The sequence below is a fragment of the Paenibacillus wenxiniae genome (assembly GCF_039822605.1).
Taxonomy (GTDB): Bacteria; Bacillota; Bacilli; order Paenibacillales; family Paenibacillaceae; genus Saccharibacillus; species Saccharibacillus wenxiniae.
Genome location: NZ_JBCGUH010000011.1, coordinates 37,517 through 53,712 on the forward strand (window position 1 = coordinate 37,517; position 16,196 = coordinate 53,712).

The window sequence follows — 16,196 nt, forward strand, 5'->3', positions numbered from 1 at the left end:
GTCTGGTCTTGGAGCGGACTGGGTGTGCTTTTTACTCGTTATTTGCGGGACAGGGGACACATAATGATGTTCTTAGGAGGTAACTGAAATGGACAAAGATTTTCAAAGTGCCTATCAAGAAGAGCACAGCAAGCTGCTGCTCACGCTGGAAGAGGTAGATGCGCAGCTCAAGCGACTGACGGACATTTCGATCTATACCGGACATGACTTTACTGAGCAGGTGCTGGAAGCAGGGCGCGAACAACAGCGACAGACGCTAACGAAAAGCGCGAAAGAGCCATATTTTGGCCGACTCGACTTTGCGGAAGGCGAGCAGGGCGAACGGCGTCCGCTATATATCGGTAAAGTGGGTGTGGGTAAAAGTGAGATCGATGAAGAGCCGCTCGTCGTCGATTGGCGTGCGCCGGTGGCGAGCTTATTTTACTCGTTCACCGGTGGTGAAGAAATCGCTGAGTATGAAGCGCCGGAAGGGCTTGTACAGGGACTTGTGTTTCTTAAGCGGAACCTGGTGATCCGGCAGCGGATGCTGGAGCGGCTTGCCGATACGTATGATCGTGAAAGTAGTGAGCCTGTCGTCACCGATGAATTTCTCGTCTATCGACTGGGCGAAAATAAAGATAATAAACTGCGGGATATCGTATCCACCATTCAGGCAGAACAGGATCGCATTATCCGCGCAGCCAAAAATACGGCGCTGATCATTCAGGGCGTTGCCGGTAGTGGTAAAACGACGGTAGCGCTGCATCGCCTTGCCTTCCTATTGTATCAATATCAGGAGCAGGTATCGGCAGAGCGTATGATTATTTTTGCACCGAACCATATGTTTTTAGATTATATTTCCGAAGTGTTGCCAGAACTTGGTGTCGGCGATATTCAGCAAAGCACGTTTGCCGATTGGGCACAGCAGCTACTGGAAAGCGATCTTCGTCTCGTTCCTGCGGCAGAAACGTATGAGGAATGGTTTGAGACGAATCAGCGACCCCAAGTGAGCGATACTACGCCATCCCGGTACAAAGGCTCGCTGGCATTTATGGAGCTATTGCAGCAATATGTCGGTTTGCTGGAGCAGCATTCGGTGCCAGAGCAAGACTTCAGTCCGTGGGATGGCAAAGTGCTGACGAGAGAGCAGATTTTGGAATGGTACAATGTCGAGTATCGTCCGTATCCGCTTGCTCGGCGTAAAGAACGTGTGCTTGCCCGCTTGCATCGCTGGATCGAGATGGAGCTAAAGAACGCACCATCGGAAGCAATTCGTAAAGAACGCCGTAAAAAGGCAGCACAGCGTGAGAAATCATATGCGACCAAATGGCCGCGCTACGAACCGCTTGCTCTGTATAAACAATTGTTCAAAGTAGGTAAAAGCGCTGTTAATGCCGAGCAACTGGAAGCGATCTGGTCGCAATTGCCCACAGGCATGCTAAAATCCGTTTCGGCCGAGCTGAAAAAAGACCGTATTCGCGATGAAGACTTACCTGCACTTGTATACATCCATACCTTGTTGCATGAGATGGACAGCAAGCATCGATTTGACCATGTTGTCATTGATGAAGCGCAGGACTTTTCGCCATTTCATGTCGCTTTGCTGAATCAGTATGTGCGCGGTGGTTCGTTTACGATTTTGGGCGATCTGTCGCAGGGCATTCATGCGTATCGCGGTGTGCATGATTGGCAGGAGATGAGTAGCCTGTTTAACACACAGCAAACGGATTATTTTCCACTAACGCGAAGCTATCGTTCGACGATGGAAATTATTGAGTTTGCCAATATTATTTTAGAGCATGGTGTGCGTAATGGAATTACAGCGGTGCCGGTATTCCGTAGTGGTGATCCGGTGCGATTGTTACCGTATCCGAGCGAGCAACGAGTGGAAGCGATCATCGAGCGCTGGCAGGAACTGCAAGCGAAAGAGTTCCGTACAAGTGCGATTTTGACACGCACACTGCATGAAGCGCGAGCATTACACGAACAGCTAACCGCCGCTGGATTGGAATTGCATCTGATCGACGGTGGAAAAGCGACGTATCAGGGTGGACATTCCATTTTGCCAGTGTATTTATCGAAAGGGTTGGAGTTCGATGCGGTGCTGCTGACGGATGTGGATGCAGCGCATTATGCGGATGATCCGTGGGATGCACGGCTGCTATATGTTGGCTGCACACGGGCGCTGCATGAGCTATGGTTACTTTGTGGAGACATATTGCCGGATTATGTACGAGAGCCGAAGCCAGATATGGAGACGGCAGACGTGTAATCAACAACTGTATAAGATGGGAGTCAGCGAGGTTGTATTCTTATACAGCGTATGACGTATGATATATTTACAAAGCGTATAGCATGGCCTATTCACAAAAATATAGATTAGAGTGACGATGACAAGCTAACGAATACAGATACTGAATACAGACACAAATAGAAGAGAAACGTACAAGAAAAACATCATACGAAACCAAACGATAAGAGATTATAGCTAAAGAGTTCAGCTCGTATAGCAAAGTACAGGATTGACTCTATAGGCTCTCTATACAATTGGCTCGGCAAAGAAGCTTTTCTGCCTTATATACCTTGAACACCCCTATTGTCACTTACCTTTTTACAGAAAGGAGTGAACGATAGGGGCGAACAGGGTATAGCGGCAGAAGGCTTCTTTCTTTTTCAATCCAGACATACAGTGGTAAAATAGTGAAGGCAGATCGTGAAGGATGAACGATCATGTCAACCAGTTAATGAACTATACCGTGCAATAGCCGGATAGGATAAAAGGATGTGACTCCATGGATCTGTTCTCCTTTAACGAACAAAACCATACGGCTTCAGATGGCATGGGCGTGCTGGCGGATCGGATGCGTCCGCAGTCGCTGGATGAATATATTGGGCAGGAAGATATTGTAGGCCCGGGCAAACTGCTGCGCCGGGCGATTGAAGCGGATCAGGTGTCGTCGATCATTTTGTACGGGCCGCCCGGCTGTGGCAAAACGACGCTCGCTCATATTATTTCCCGTCATACGAAAGGTGAATTTGTACGTCTGAATGCGGTCGATGCGACGGTAAAAGATGTGCGTGAAGTTATTGAACGTGCCGGAACGAATAAGTCGTTATATGGTACGAAGACGATTTTGTTTTTGGATGAGGTGCATCGTTTTAATAGTTCCAGACAGGATGCATTGCTTCCCGCTGTGGAAAAGGGCACGATTATCTTTATCGGAGCGACGACGGAAAATCCATTTCATTATGTGAATGGCGCGTTGATGAGCCGATCTACATTATTTCAACTGCATGCGCTCGGTCGAGAGCATTCCTTAATTGCGATGCAGCGTGCGCTGGCAGATACAGAGCGTGGACTCGGTTTTATGCAGCTACAAGTCGATGCTGCTGCGCTGGAACATATCGCTTCGATGGCGAATGGAGATGTGCGGCGTGCGCTCAATGCGTTAGAGCTAGCCGCGCTCACTACGCCACCGCAGACGGACGGTACGATTCATGTGACACTTGAGGTGGCAGAGGAATCGATTCGGCGTCCGATTGTACGTGCAGATGAGTCGACTCAGTATGATGTGCTATCGGCTTTTCATAAAAGTATTCGCGGTTCCAGTGATGCGGCGTTGTTCTGGTTTCTATATGCGGTGGAAAAGCTCGGTATGGACCCGATGACATTTATTCGCCGGCTGATTGCCGCCAGTAGTGAAGATATCGGACTGGCGAATCCGCAGGCGATGGTGCAGGCACTTGGTGCACTGGATGCGTATCGTACAAATGGCTGGCCGGAAGCGAAGCTGAATATCGCACAGGCGATTTTGTTTGCGGTGGAAAGTCCAAAGTCGAATGCGGTGTATACAGCCATTTCACGCGCGATGTCGGCGATGGACGAAGTGAAGTCGGCTGAAGTACCCTTGCATTTGCGTGATACGCATTACAAAGGCTCTGCCCAGCTTGGCCATGAAGGCTACCAGTATCCGCACAATTTCCCGAATCATTATGTGGAACAGGAATATTTGCCGAAAAATTTATCCGGGCGTGTGTTTTACAAGGCGACCGAGCAGGGAAATGAGTCGAAGATTAAGCTGAATCAGGAGCGGCGGCGTGGGAAGAATTGAGGGTGTAGCGATTGCTATGATCCGTTGACATCAATGAACACATGTACTATCCAATGCCGTTAGCGTGATCGCAACAATATGTTCTGTGTCGATATACATGAACATATATACTATCCAATGAGTTGAAAACTAAGATCTATTAAGATGCTAAGAAACCAGGAAACCAAGAAACCAGGAAACCAAGAAACTAAGAGATGAAGAGCACTCGTATAGAAAAAGCTGATAATGTAAGTGAGTGCAGTAATCAAACGATACAGATCAGCGTAAGGAGATGTACTACGTATTGTTATACCCATATTCGTAACTAATCCATAGTTTATAGTCATACCCAAAAAGCCCGCTGATCTCGCACGGATGTTCATGCAAAATCAGCGGGCTTAATATGATAACGATAACTATCTATCCGCTACTAGGATTTCTTCCTCTTCTTCTTTTTACTTTTCGGAGCACGATGCCAACCATACACCTGCAAATGAACAAAAGTTTTACTAAGCAGATGGCTCACGATGTATAGCACGATCAGTATGATCAATAAAGGACGGAACAGCACCCATGAAGCCATCCAGATAAGTAACAGTTGCCAGCCTTTTAACTTGCGTAAAAATAAAGGCAGCGTAAAGATGCGATAAAACCAGTAGTTCTTTTGCATAGCCTCCAAATATTCAGTACGAATCTGTTCATTGTTTGGAGCTAGTCGAATCGCCTGTTCCATCATCTGCTTTGCCGTTTTGGCATCGCCACGTTGTTCTGCTGCCCAGCCTAAATACATAAACGTTTGCGGCTGTTCCACATCGTATTGCAGTGCTTCCAGTGCGACTTCTTGCGAAGCTTGCTTCTGATGTAAGTTCGCTAATACATAGCTATACAGTGCCAGATACAATCCGCTCTGTGGAAATATACGCAGCGCTTCTTTTACCTGCTCTGCGGCTTGCGGAAATTTGCCCTTCATATTGTACATATTACCCATCAAATAATACAGATGGGCACGATACGGATTAATACGCAATGCTTCTGCTACGGCTTGCTGCATCAGCTCCCAATTGCGCTGATCATAATAGACAAAAGCACGGATGACCCAGGCATCTTCATTGTCCGGTTCCATGCGTAAAGCTTGAGTCGTACTTTCCAGCGCTTTATCATATTCTTCCATATGCATGTAAATCGTAGATAGTGCATTATACGGCTCTGGCATTTCCGGCGCTTCACGTAACCATTCGCCAGCTTCACGTAGCGCCTCATCATAACGTTCCCATTCGATCAGACGATCGATCCGCTCCGATCGCAGGCTGGACAGATCAGGCTCGTTTGTATAATTACTCATAAGCGGCTCCCCTAATGGTAAAGTGGATGCCAAATCGTGCTCCGTGGTCTGACACTAGCGATTTGGCAGCATCAAGCATGAACTAGCGAATTTTATGCTTTTTAATATAATCGAGCACCGCTGTATATTCGCCGTTCGTATCGCTAAATGTAGCGTAGTTACGCGCTGTAGCGAACCATTCGGTCGTGGAAGGCTGACGTGTTTTGAGCGCACGGTTGAAATCGAGATCCGTCAATGGCTGAATTTCGCCTGTTTCCATTGCACGCTCCAGGGCAATTTCGATCGTATCGCGTACAAGCTGATCCAGATCAGCCCCGGAAAAGAGTGCCGTATTCGCAGCTAACTTTTTCAGATTAATCGAATCAGCCGGCTTATCCTGTAGTTTCAGATCAAGAATCGTGCTCCGTTCCGATTCTTCTGGAGGGGAGACGAATAGTAGATTGTTAAATCGTCCGGGTCGACGCAGCGCTGAATCCAAATACCACGGCGTATTGGTCGCGCCGATAATAAATACATTTTCATTAAAGCTTGCCAATCCGTCCAATTCCAGTAGCAACTGGTTCACCAGCATCCGATCATGATGCTGACGCATATTGTGGCGACTTCCACCGAGTGCATCCAGTTCATCGATAAACAGAATACATGGTGATTCTGCACGTGCTTTTTCAAATACATCATGCAAATTGTGCTCGCTACCGCCTACATACATCGACAGAATTGCCTGTAATTCCAGATGCAAAAAGCTAGCGTTAATTTCACCGGCTACCGCACGTGCGAGAAATGTTTTTCCACAGCCAGGTGGCCCGTATAGCAGAATGGAACCGCCTGCCTTTTTGCCATAAGCAGCAAATAGTTCCGGTTGCTTTAGAGGGAGGATAAAGTTCATGCGAATTTTCTTTTTGATCTCCTCCATACCGCCCACATCATCAAACGTAATAACAGGCTTTTCCAGCTCGATCAGATCATTGGAATCTTTATCAAATTGAATCACTTTGAGATTTTTGCGGCGTTGTTCGTGATCATCGCTCATTGTACACCACTCCATATGTAGATTTATGTTGCTAAGCGCGCTAATGTAGTAACATCATAACTCATACTACGCTAGGTTCACCACTATGGAATTCGGTTTTCTCATATCGAGACGAGCAGGATAGGAAGTAGCGCAGGGTGTATACATATTTACACATGGGGCGGAATACAGTATGATAAAACTAATTTAATCGGCGATGGAGTTCGCCATGAACCGCTGACCTCAGCTAATGACTCCTACCTGTACACATGGGTGATCCATGTTTTATTCAGGTAGGAGTTTTTTGTGCGCTGGAAGTGGAGAGGACAAAGCTGGATTAATGAACCCGACGGATCGGTATGTTTGAAGAAGAAAAGAACAAGAAAAAGAACCAGAGAATGAGCATAAAGATGAAAAGGAAGTGGAATCATGCTGTATGTACTTGTAGCGGTAGCCGGTGTTCTGGGCGCAATCTGTCGTTATCTGATCGGAGTGCTTATTCCTAGCCAGGGATTTCCAATCGCGACACTGCTAATCAATTTAACTGGCTGTTTTTTACTCGCCATCGTCATGCGTTATATCGCGCGTTTGCCCCATGTATCCTCAAATATGGTCACGGTTATGGGCACCGGCTTTGTCGGTTCGTACACGACCTTTTCCACATTCAGTCTGGAAAGTATCCAGTTGATCGAACGCCAGCTGTATATGACTGCATTGTTATATATCGGAGCCAGTCTGATCGGTGGTCTGCTGTTCACATGGCTTGGCTTTGTATGCAGCGAACGCCTGCTATCGCGAAAGGAGGCTAACGCCAATGCTCGTTAATATTGGATTTGTCGCACTGGGTGCAGTATTCGGCGTATTAGCCCGTTTTTTACTATCCCGCTGGATGAAAAAACGCTGGCCAATGGAATTTCCACTGGCGACGTTGCTCATCAATTGGAGCGGTTCATTTTTGCTTGGTGTGCTTGTCGGTTCAGGCGCAGGTAGCCACTGGCAGCTGTTGATCGGAACAGGTTTTATGGGCAGTTATACGACCTTTTCCACATTTAAACTGGAAAATATGGAGCTGCATTTGAAGCGAAAGTATAAGATGCTGATTGGCTATTTATGTCTTTCGTATGTCGTTGGGATGGCGCTTGCCGGTGTAGGGTTGTGGCTGGGGCATGGGATTGGCGTGGTACGTTGACACGCGCCAATTCCAGTTTGGATTTACTTTAGTGTATGAACAGATACAACTGAATTATATTTGAAATGCATTTCTGCTATACGACGTTAAACTTCGTATTGAAAGCGATCAGCGCATCAGTATATGTGAGCAAATCGATTTAAGCTATTCATTGAAAGTAAAGCTCCAAAGCTCTGAACCTGCTCACTCTCTTAACGTATGGAGCATCATGTACTCGAAGTCCAGTTCAATAATATAGTACGTTCCCAGTATGCTTCAGCTTGAATAAAAGGACGGTCATCTAATGGACAGATCATGCTTAATCTTTACCAGGTCCGTGATCAAATTTAGTCCCTTTTCCGATTGCATAAAATTGACCGCCAGCCACATAGTGTATAGTACGCAATTCATCAGGAGCATCATCAAATATCCAATGTCCATTGTTAAATACTCGATCATCACTCCAGGCCCCAACAATTTCACCCATAAAAAGATCATGGTTTTGTTCATTTTCAAAGTTTGGGATAACCTTGCATACTAGCCAGCCAGCGGAACCTTCAACGAGCGGTAAATCAAATTCTTCCTGATAAAATACGGGGATGTTATCAAGTTTATTGTTTATTTGTTTGGAACTGTGCTCACCAACATACAAGACCGTTTCCATCTGTTGAACAGTGGGGATATGCACGACATAATAACCACTCTTTTCAACAAGTTCGCGTGTGAACGCTTGTTTACCGATAAATGCCATCACTTTATTATTTCCGACCAGACCAACCCAGGCGGCTGCCATCACATTGGCGATCCCATCGTGTTTAGCAGAAATCATCGTTGTTGGACCTACTTGCAATAAACGGTATGCTTTTTTTAAATCAACAGGCTGAATTGCCATTACTCGTTCTCCCTCTCATTTTCATTGCTAGTTTATTTTGTACTGGGCATTTCATGGACAAACAAAATATTACCGATCGACAGTTAATATATTTTTCTTTCATTCCGAGCATGTCTCATTTTATTTCCAAAAGTGAACTAACTATTGCAGAATGAATCAAAAAATAACATCCCTGTTTGATTAGCATTCATCTGGCTTGTTTCATGTTTAAGATGCCTCTGCTCAGTTATAGTATGTAGTATAATAGAAGCACAAAAAAAGAATAGTATGCACTTTTTGGTGAGATACTATCAAAAAGGAGAGTATTGGATGTTCCAAAATGAGACAACCAGCGAAAATGAGATAAGAAATGGCAGAGAAAATAGTAATGAATCGTTTGTGTACACCTTATCGCTCATTAGCGGTAAATGGAAATTGCACATTTTATTTTTATTATTGAAGGAAGACATTATGCGTTATGGTGAGTTGAAAAGAGCACTTGAAGGCATTACTCACAAAATGCTTAGCAATCAATTAAAAGAGCTGGAAGCAGATTCGCTCATTATACGCCATGAATACTCGCAGGTACCGCCTAAAGTGGAGTACTATCTTTCCGAGCGTGGCAAGTCGCTTATCCCTGCTCTGCAAGTGCTTTGCAAATGGGGAGCAGATCATATAGATGACGAACTATAAGTCACAAGCCATTTATTTCAAATGCTAGCTATCGTATGGATGAAATGATCTCAATTGCGAAGTGGAAACAAATAAGATCGTATCCTGTCTCGCTTACATCGTAAAAAAGCCAGAAGCTCTTCTATGTCCACCAGTCTAAGCCTTGCTAAAAGGCATACCGGATCATAAAAGAGCTTTTGGCTTATGAACGTGAGCGATTACTTGGCAGTGTTGTCAGCATCAGCATGATGCCAGATATCGCGCAACGACCAGCATGTCCATTCCTGAACTAGCGCTTGCCCATCCGTTGCCACCAGTTCGATCCTGGCAGGACTTCCCTGTGGATAGATACGACTCGTCAACGTTGCCGCTCCATCATTAGCAAACACTTCAATCGAAGAACGATCGACGAAAATACGTAATGTAAGCAATGCTGCGCGTTGTAATGGCGCTGTTCGTATACCATCCTGCGGTTTGCCCGCTTGCGAAGCATCCAGAATCAGCTTCTCATTAGCGATATCGTACAGGATGACGGTTTGATCGTCCGTATCACTGTAGAGTGTCAGACCGACTGTTTCCGCATCACTGTTGTTCAGATCGAATACAGCACGGATTTCCAGCAATGATTCGTTCATCGTTACATGATAATGATCCTTTACAGTAAATGCTTCTCCCAGCGAAAATTGTTCCTGACGAAGCAGCTTCATTTCCTCAACTGGATTCATTAGCAGTCGTCCGCGATCATCGACATTCAGCACACGCGGCAATGTTAGTGCACCTGCCCAGCCGTGCGCTTTCGTCGGCATATCCGACTCCCACATATCCATCCAGCCGATCGCAATCCGTCGCCCTTGATCATCCAGCAACGTTTGGACCGCATAAAAATCATGCCCATGATCCAGTTCATGAAATTCACCATGCTGAAAATCATTCGTTGTATAGTCATAATCACCAATCAGATAACCCGTCTGGAACAGATTGAGATAGCGTTCAGCGGTGCGCTCAATGCCTTGAGGTGAGATCAGCAGCACATGCCGACCGTCCAGTTCGAAAAAGTCCGGGCATTCCCACATAAATCCGAGCGTACCGTCACTTTGAGCCACAATGCCATCATACGTCCACTGGCGCAAATCAGCAGAGTGATAGCGAATAACGCGGCCATGCCCATCCTTCGTCGCATTGCCAAGCACCATATACCAGGTGTCTTGATGTTTCCACACTTTAGGATCACGGAAATGATGAGCACTATCGGCTGGCGGCGCTGCGATGACCGGATTGGCTTCATATTTATGGAAATGAATACCGTCATGACTGAACGCGATATTTTGATTTTGGGTGAACAGATCTTTTTCACGATCTGTATAATGATGACCTGTATACACTAACGTCAACACGCCGCTATCGTCGACAGCACTACCGGAAAAGCAACCATCCCGGTCACATTCGTCACCCGGTGCAAGCGCGATTGGACAATGCTCCCAGTGAATCAAATCTTTACTTTTTACATGTCCCCAGTGCATTGGACCCCAATGCTCGTCGTAAGGATGATGCTGATAAAATACGTGATATTCCCCGTTAAACTGAATCATGCCATTCGGATCATTGATCCAGTTGGCAGGAGCGGCAATATGGTAACCAGGACGATACTGCGGGTTGATGTTCTCTCCAGCAAGCTGAAGTGCCTGAGCGGCATGTTGTATAGGATGTAAAGTAGACAAAGAATTTCCTCCTTCAAAATATGCAGTCTAATTTCATGACAGTGTAAACTCGCGTTAGGACGACCAGACGACCCTATGATAGGAATAGTCTCGTGCTAGGACGACCAAACGACCTCATCATAGGATAAACTCACGCTAGAATAGCTGGACGACCTGACAACCTTTTCGAATGAACTCAAACGAAGATCCTGAAATATTGATCATTGCGAGACTGCTCCATGATCCAAACTTTTCGTTTACGTTAATGGCTGTGTCGTTTCGAGTGGCTGATGAAGTTTGGATGCTTTTTGTTTGTCATTAAACAGGGTGAAAATAGAGATCACGGTAAACAGCAACACCAATGCACCCATGATCAAATACGTATGACGGAAGCCCATATCATCGTACAATGAGCCGGCAATCGGTGATAATACCGCTTGACCGACCTGGGAAGCAAATTGAAAGCCGACCAGATACAAAATCGACGATAGACGTGTATCAAAATGCGCCGCCAAATATTTGAAAATGGCAATGAGCATAATCGGCAATTCCAGCGCATGGATCAGTTTCACAGCAGAAATGCCAATCGGCTCAAATACAAGCCCGGAGCCGATAATACGCAGTGCCATTAATAGTCCAGCAAGAATAAGCGACTTTTTAGCCCCCAGCTTATTCACAATAAATGGAGCCATAAACATCATACCGGCTTCCAAAAACACCTGAAACGAGTTCAAATACCCGTATACCTGGTTGCCCAGCGCATGAGTTGGGAACAGCGATGAATAATAGATCGGGAATTGTTGATCATACACGCCGTATACACAGGCAACACCGACTACATACAGAATGAAATACCAGAACGGACGAAGAGTGAACAATGTGCCGATATCTTTTATTTTGACTGAAGCGGCTTTTTCCAGCTCATTTTCCGTCACTTGAATGCGGAGTGACAGGATGATACCGACAAGCACAACCGCAGAGAGCGATGAAATCCAGAAATTAATGTTTGGATTCAGGTTAAACAATTGTCCGGCAAAAAACGTAGCGGCTGCCCAGCCAAGCGAACCCCACATACGTGAACGTCCGTATTCAAATCCGTATTTGCGACTTACTTTTTCCACGTATGTTTCAATCGCTCCAACTCCAGCAAGAAAACCAACGCTCAAAAATAATCCGCCCACAATCGCGCCAAGCCATACATTCACTTGCAGCAATGGAGCATATACAAACACGAAGAATGGCCCTGTAAATACAAGCAATAAGCTAATAAACAACAAAATATTGCGCTTTAATCCAATTTTGTCGGAAATGTAACCATAGAGTGGTTGCGCACATAAAGCAAATATAGCGTTTACAGAAAAAATAAGCCCGGTTTGCGTACCCGTCAGCTTCATCTCCTGTCCAAGCCAGATCGAGAACAGTGAATAGCTGGAGGACCAACATACGAAAAAGAAGAAAAAGTAAAGGCTGAGCTTCCAGTACAAACTTTTGGATACGGACATATCATTCGCTCCCTCATTCATGTAAGTGCTTTCTTGGTCGAATTATATGTCAACCGGTTTCATATGTCAACCGCTTTCATATTGATGTCAGAAGGGAAGTGGATGGTGAAATCGCTGAAGATGGATTGCGAAATTATTATGTAAAAAGCCAAAATATGCGATTGTATCTGCGTAAAACGGTGAAATCTTTTAAGCTCATTCGTAACATTCACGGTGTTAATTTTAGGAGTATGAAAATGAATATTGCCATAAAAGCTCTGGTTGCCCGTACAATTGAACAGACAGCAGACAGCAGACAGCAGACAGCAGACAGCAGACCGTTCTTATAAACTGCGTTGTACGTCAAAAAACGCCTTCTATGATGAAGGCGTTCAGGTACAGGATTTAATTTGTATAATGAAATGTATTTATCGTTTTTAAGTTGTTTTTGATGGTTATCTATTGTGACAATCGTCAACCCAATGTCAGATCAACCGCCATACAGTTGTACCTGCAAGCCGTTAGACATACCGATCTACTTGTGGATGAGCATATCCTCTGACCGAGTCACTTCAGCAACTCAAGCCGTAGAACCATCATATACCTTTACCGGCAATATCGTCTGATAAGCGATTCCGTCAAATTCACCTTCAATTTCCCGCAGCAATACGTCAATCGCAGTACGTGCAATGTCTTCAATGGGCTGGCAGATCGTCGTCAACTGCGGCATGAGCGAAGAGACGATCGTCGTTCCGTCATATCCGATCACTTTCAGATCATCTGGAATAGACAGATGCCGAACCCCGGCCTCATAAATAACCGAAGCGGCAATCATATCATTACTCGCAAATACGCCATCAACCTGAGGATGTTCATCGAATGCGCGCCGGATAACCGACAGCTGATGATCACGATCTAAGGGCAGCTCCAGCTCATATGTATGATGGGGTAATCCGTATGTTTGCATCAGGTCTTCAAACGCTTTACGACGCAATTGTGCAGGGGTTTCCAATTCAGCAGGGCCGTTAAAATGCAAAATATGCTGACATCCACGATCGATCAAGCGCTGTGTGGCAAGTTTGCCACCTTCATAATTGTCCGAGCTGACAACAGGAATCGTACCGGACAGATAGCGGTCAATCGCTACGACCGCTAGATTGGCTCTTTTATAGTTGGAAATGCCGCGGTTATGTGTGCCTACAATAATGCCGTCCACCTGATTCCGAATGAGCATTTCAGCATATTGTTCTTCTTTGTCGATCTGATTGAGACTGTTGCATAACAGCACTTTAAGACCCTGTGCCGCACATAAATTTTCAATATGAAATGTCAGTTCCGCGAAAAAAGGATTCGCTGTCGTTGGCAAAATCAATCCGATCAGATGGGTACGTTTGCTAAACAATGAACGCGCCAGATCGTTCGGGAAATAATTCAATTCTTCCATCGCGTTCTGCACTTTCATCCGAGTAGCTTCACTAACATACCCTCGATTGTTCATCGTGCGGGATACCGTAGTTGGCGACACACCGGCGAGTCGGGCAACATCTTCGAGTTTGGCTTTCATGCGGCAGTCTCCTTTTTTTTCTCTCAGTATACCACTTGCCTATAGGCAACAAAAGGATTGTTGCATACAGGCGACAGGAGGGGAATCCAAGCAGCTACGATCTGTACAGCTCAATAGTTTGCATACAAGTTCTAGATTGATCAAAACGATAAGCGGTTTCTTTATAAAATAGATGACTAAAGTTCTGGTGAATTCAATCGGTGTACATATCAGCGCTCTGATCGCAGATTCCCGATCGGTTCATGGTGAGATGCACAATAACTAAAAAGCTAAAAAGCTAAAAGCTAAAAAGCCTACTTCCACGCTTGTCCATAGGACAGACTTGAAAGTAGGCTTTTTCATTTACTTTACATCGGCAAATTTACACAAGCGCCTCATAAGGCACTTTTTCAGCAACTTCAATCGTACCGCCACCTAGACAAACCTCGCCATCGTAAAAGACAACGGCTTGCCCTGGCGTAATCGCTTTTTGCTGTACATCGAACTGTACATGCACATGACCATCTTCCTGCCAGGTCAGTGTAACCCCTTGATCCGGTTGACGATAACGGAATTTAGCAGCACATTGCAGCGTTGTGCCCGGTGCCGGTGGACTACCATCGATCCAGTTTACACCAGATGCAATCAGTCCAGTGGAGTACATACTTGGATGAGCATCGCCCTGTACGACATACAAAATATTACGTTCCAGATCTTTATCTGCGACAAACCACGGTTGTCCGTTACCCGAACCGCCTATACCGAGACCTTGACGCTGTCCAAATGTGTAGTACATCAGTCCATCATGTTTGCCTTTCACTTCGCCAGTTGCAATATCAACCATATCGCCGGAGCGTGCTGGCAAGTAGTTGCTCAGGAATTCGCGGAAATTACGTTCCCCGATAAAGCACACGCCGGTACTATCCTTTTTCTTAGCTGTATACAAATTCGCTTCGGCAGCAATACGGCGAACTTCCGGCTTCGGCAGATGGCCGATCGGGAACATCGCACGGGAAAGCTGCTGTTGATTCAGCGCATTGAGGAAGTATGTTTGATCTTTATTGTTGTCAACGCCGCGCAGCAGCGTAAAGCGACCATCTTGCTCGATAACACGCGCATAGTGACCGGTAGCGACATAGTCTGCACCGAGATCAAGCGCTTTGTTGAGGAACTCACCGAATTTGATTTCACGGTTGCACATGACATCCGGGTTCGGCGTGCGGCCGCGTTTATATTCGTCGAGGAAATAGGCGAATACTTTATCGTAATATTCCTTCTCGAAATTGACCGTATAATAAGGAATGCCGATTTGTTCGCACACACGGCGGACATCTTCTGCATCGTCCTCAGCGGTACAGTTACCGAACTCGTCGGTGTCATCCCAGTTTTTCATAAAAATACCGATTACATCATAGCCTTGCTGTTTGAGCAGAAGTGCGGTGACCGAAGAATCCACGCCGCCGGACATACCGACTACGACACGGGTTTCGGAAATTTCTTTTGCCATTTGCATATCACATCCTCGTTTAATCATTATGGATATTTTGCTTCGCAAAAATCCTTTTTTCATTTCAACTCGTGTTAGAAGATCACTAACACTAAAATTGAACCGGATTGAAGTGCCGGCGGTGCATCGGTTGGCTGCCTTGCACCATAGATGATTATTATTTCCACATATACAGCAAATCCATTTCCCAAACCGTATTCGTTTATGTTACGATAGAATAGAAAAATGATCGGAATACACTGAATTGATGAAAATGCATAGCATATGTGCAACTGCTAATTATAACTGTGATAATGAAATAAAGCAACAGCAATAAGGCAACAATCGTTCATGATTTTGGTCAAATGAGACGAGGTGCGATAATGAAAATTTCAACTAAAGGACGTTACGGTCTGACGATTATGATGGAGCTGGCATCCCGCTTTGGAGAAGGTCCAACTTCGCTGAAAAGTATTGCCGAGAAAAATCAGCTATCCGAGCATTATTTGGAGCAATTGATCGCTCCACTGCGTAATGCAGGTCTGGTCAAAAGTATTCGTGGTGCGTATGGCGGATATATTTTGTCGCGTGATCCGGAAGGCATTACAGCAGGTGAGATCATCCGCGTGCTGGAAGGTCCGATTTCCGTTGTTGATTTTACCGATGAAGATGTCGCTGCGAAGCGTCACCTGTGGCTGCAAATTCGCGATGCGATTGCCAGCGTCATCGACTCGACAACGCTGAAAGATCTGATCAGCTATCAGGACGAAGGCGCGGAAGACAATTACATGTTCTATATCTAATTAGGATTGAAATGCTCTGCATCGTATAGATGTGGAATGAACATATGTATACGA

The 16,196-nt window shown here is 45.5% G+C and carries 13 protein-coding genes and 1 riboswitch; of the genes, 6 read left to right on the forward strand and 7 right to left on the reverse strand.

Going from position 1 to position 16,196, the window contains the following annotated elements; genetic code table 11:
* Window positions 1-88 precede the first annotated feature (88 nt).
* A complete protein-coding gene (locus AAHF22_RS17745) occupies window positions 89-2,251 on the forward strand; it encodes a HelD family protein (protein ID WP_347326363.1) in 2,163 nt (720 codons plus the stop codon).
* Between the two features lie 520 nt (window positions 2,252-2,771).
* Window positions 2,772-4,091, forward strand: coding sequence for a replication-associated recombination protein A (locus tag AAHF22_RS17750; RefSeq protein ID WP_347326364.1), 1,320 nt, complete (start codon window positions 2,772-2,774; stop codon window positions 4,089-4,091).
* A gap of 409 nt (window positions 4,092-4,500) precedes the next feature.
* Here AAHF22_RS17750 and AAHF22_RS17755 read toward each other — a convergent pair whose 3' ends face one another.
* Entirely contained in the window at window positions 4,501-5,412 is a 912-nt protein-coding gene (locus AAHF22_RS17755) for a tetratricopeptide repeat protein (protein ID WP_347326365.1), read from the reverse strand.
* 82 nt (window positions 5,413-5,494) lie between these two features.
* The gene (locus AAHF22_RS17760; protein WP_347326366.1) at window positions 5,495-6,442 is read right to left on the reverse strand and encodes an ATP-binding protein; all 948 of its coding nucleotides are present in this window, start codon (window positions 6,440-6,442) and stop codon (window positions 5,495-5,497) included.
* A gap of 183 nt (window positions 6,443-6,625) precedes the next feature.
* Window positions 6,626-6,688, forward strand: a riboswitch (Fluoride riboswitch).
* Window positions 6,689-6,850: 162 nt separating this feature from the next.
* On the opposite strand from AAHF22_RS17760, the gene crcB (AAHF22_RS17765) reads away from it, so the two are divergent.
* Together crcB (AAHF22_RS17765) and crcB (AAHF22_RS17770) are read left to right on the forward strand one after the other, a co-directional pair.
* The gene (gene crcB / locus AAHF22_RS17765) at window positions 6,851-7,246 is read left to right on the forward strand and encodes a fluoride efflux transporter CrcB (protein WP_347326367.1); all 396 of its coding nucleotides are present in this window, start codon (window positions 6,851-6,853) and stop codon (window positions 7,244-7,246) included.
* Entirely contained in the window at window positions 7,236-7,610 is a 375-nt protein-coding gene (gene crcB, locus AAHF22_RS17770; protein WP_347326368.1) for a fluoride efflux transporter CrcB, read from the forward strand. Before crcB (AAHF22_RS17765) ends, crcB (AAHF22_RS17770) begins: the two co-directional genes overlap by 11 nt.
* A 298-nt stretch (window positions 7,611-7,908) precedes the next feature.
* Here crcB (AAHF22_RS17770) and AAHF22_RS17775 read toward each other — a convergent pair whose 3' ends face one another.
* Window positions 7,909-8,481, reverse strand: a complete 573-nt coding sequence (locus tag AAHF22_RS17775) for a flavin reductase family protein (RefSeq protein ID WP_347326369.1) — start codon at window positions 8,479-8,481, stop codon at window positions 7,909-7,911.
* 309 nt (window positions 8,482-8,790) lie between these two features.
* Between AAHF22_RS17775 and AAHF22_RS17780 the strand changes: the two genes are divergently transcribed.
* The gene (locus AAHF22_RS17780; RefSeq protein WP_347326370.1) at window positions 8,791-9,153 is read left to right on the forward strand and encodes a winged helix-turn-helix transcriptional regulator; all 363 of its coding nucleotides are present in this window, start codon (window positions 8,791-8,793) and stop codon (window positions 9,151-9,153) included.
* Between the two features lie 197 nt (window positions 9,154-9,350).
* Here AAHF22_RS17780 and AAHF22_RS17785 read toward each other — a convergent pair whose 3' ends face one another.
* The 4 genes from AAHF22_RS17785 to mnmA all read right to left on the reverse strand — a co-directional run bounded on the left by AAHF22_RS17785 (window position 9,351) and on the right by mnmA (window position 15,360).
* Window positions 9,351-10,850, reverse strand: a complete 1,500-nt coding sequence (locus AAHF22_RS17785) for a glycoside hydrolase family 32 protein (protein ID WP_347326371.1) — start codon at window positions 10,848-10,850, stop codon at window positions 9,351-9,353.
* A gap of 236 nt (window positions 10,851-11,086) precedes the next feature.
* On the reverse strand, window positions 11,087-12,331 hold the full coding sequence (locus tag AAHF22_RS17790) for an MFS transporter (protein ID WP_347326372.1): 1,245 nt from the start codon (window positions 12,329-12,331) through the stop codon (window positions 11,087-11,089).
* A gap of 559 nt (window positions 12,332-12,890) precedes the next feature.
* Window positions 12,891-13,874, reverse strand: coding sequence for a LacI family DNA-binding transcriptional regulator (locus AAHF22_RS17795; protein ID WP_347326373.1), 984 nt, complete (start codon window positions 13,872-13,874; stop codon window positions 12,891-12,893).
* A gap of 361 nt (window positions 13,875-14,235) precedes the next feature.
* Window positions 14,236-15,360: a tRNA 2-thiouridine(34) synthase MnmA gene (gene mnmA, locus AAHF22_RS17800; RefSeq protein WP_347326374.1), complete on the reverse strand. Its 1,125-nt coding sequence runs from the start codon at window positions 15,358-15,360 to the stop codon at window positions 14,236-14,238.
* Between the two features lie 362 nt (window positions 15,361-15,722).
* Here mnmA and cymR point away from each other — a divergent pair, with 362 nt between their 5' ends.
* The gene (gene cymR / locus AAHF22_RS17805; RefSeq protein WP_347326375.1) at window positions 15,723-16,142 is read left to right on the forward strand and encodes a cysteine metabolism transcriptional regulator CymR; all 420 of its coding nucleotides are present in this window, start codon (window positions 15,723-15,725) and stop codon (window positions 16,140-16,142) included.
* The last annotated feature ends 54 nt before the right edge of the window (window positions 16,143-16,196 follow it).

Coding starts and splice junctions, on each gene's coding strand:
- AAHF22_RS17745 (WP_347326363.1), top strand. CDS start 89: ATGGACAAAGATTTTCAAAGTGCCTATCAAGAAGAGCACAGCAAGCTG.
- AAHF22_RS17750 (WP_347326364.1), top strand. CDS start 2,772: ATGGATCTGTTCTCCTTTAACGAACAAAACCATACGGCTTCAGATGGC.
- AAHF22_RS17755 (WP_347326365.1), bottom strand. CDS start 5,412: ATGAGTAATTATACAAACGAGCCTGATCTGTCCAGCCTGCGATCGGAG.
- AAHF22_RS17760 (WP_347326366.1), bottom strand. CDS start 6,442: ATGAGCGATGATCACGAACAACGCCGCAAAAATCTCAAAGTGATTCAA.
- crcB (WP_347326367.1), top strand. CDS start 6,851: ATGCTGTATGTACTTGTAGCGGTAGCCGGTGTTCTGGGCGCAATCTGT.
- crcB (WP_347326368.1), top strand. CDS start 7,236: ATGCTCGTTAATATTGGATTTGTCGCACTGGGTGCAGTATTCGGCGTA.
- AAHF22_RS17775 (WP_347326369.1), bottom strand. CDS start 8,481: ATGGCAATTCAGCCTGTTGATTTAAAAAAAGCATACCGTTTATTGCAA.
- AAHF22_RS17780 (WP_347326370.1), top strand. CDS start 8,791: ATGTTCCAAAATGAGACAACCAGCGAAAATGAGATAAGAAATGGCAGA.
- AAHF22_RS17790 (WP_347326372.1), bottom strand. CDS start 12,331: ATGTCCGTATCCAAAAGTTTGTACTGGAAGCTCAGCCTTTACTTTTTC.
- AAHF22_RS17795 (WP_347326373.1), bottom strand. CDS start 13,874: ATGAAAGCCAAACTCGAAGATGTTGCCCGACTCGCCGGTGTGTCGCCA.
- mnmA (WP_347326374.1), bottom strand. CDS start 15,360: ATGGCAAAAGAAATTTCCGAAACCCGTGTCGTAGTCGGTATGTCCGGC.
- cymR (WP_347326375.1), top strand. CDS start 15,723: ATGAAAATTTCAACTAAAGGACGTTACGGTCTGACGATTATGATGGAG.